At 71.5% G+C, this 884-nt stretch carries 1 protein-coding gene; it reads right to left on the bottom strand.

Annotated elements, in window-relative coordinates:
* Window positions 1-884: FtsK/SpoIIIE domain-containing protein (locus tag CCN51_RS52900; RefSeq protein WP_281262501.1), on the bottom strand; the 884-nt coding region annotated here is incomplete at both ends.

The raw sequence follows: 884 nt of genomic DNA, 5'->3' as shown, positions 1-884 counted from the left end.
CCGCCGTGGCGGGGCGAATCCGGACAGGTCGGCGGCCTGTCGCGCGGCGGTGACCAGCCGCCGTAGATCGGTCTCGCCCTCCGCGCCGTCGGTGGCCGCCGTCAGCACCGGCATGCCCAGGATGAACGGTGCGATCGTCACCGGGGCGGTCACCGCCGCCTGCGGGGTGACCCCGGTGGACAGCGCGGTCTGCACCGGCAGCACCTCGCGCGCGCTGAGCCGGTAGTAGGCGCGGCCCCACTGGCGGGTGCCGATCCCGGCCGAGGCCGAACTGTCGATGACGTCCTGTGAGTCCCCGGTGCTCTCAAGCCGCAGCGCGATACGGAGTTTGACGTTGTTCTTGATGGCGTCGTTGACCGAGCCGGCCGGCCGCTGGGTGGCCATGATCAGGTGGACGCCGAGGGTGCGTCCGCGCTGCGCGATGCTCACCAGCGAGTCGACGAAGTCCGGCAGGGCCTTGACCAGCGTGGCGAACTCGTCGATCACCACGGCGAGCCGGGGCATCGGCTCCATGTCCCCGTCCCCGTCCCCGGTGTCGCGCAGCCGCTGGTAGTCGCGGATATGGCTCAGGCCCACCTCGCGCAGCAGCCGTTCGCGGTGGCGCAGTTCGGCGTCCAGACAGCGCAGGGCGCGCTCGCTCAGCTGCTCGTCGAGGTCGGTGACCAGGCCGACGGTGTGCGGGAGTTCGGCGCATTCGTCCAGGGCGCCACCGCCCTTGTAGTCCACCAGCGCGAAGGTCAGATGCTCGGGGTCGGCGTCCGTGGCCATGCTCGCGATGAGGGTGCGCAGCAGTTCGCTCTTGCCGGAGCCGGTGGTCCCGGCGATCAGCGCGTGCGGCCCGTCGTCGTCGAGGTCCACGGTGAACAGGTCCCGTTCGCTGACCC

The organism is Streptomyces milbemycinicus, assembly GCF_002154605.1.
GTDB lineage: Bacteria > Actinomycetota > Actinomycetes > Streptomycetales > Streptomycetaceae > Streptomyces > Streptomyces milbemycinicus.
This window is presented reverse-complemented; position numbering and strand designations above follow the sequence as displayed.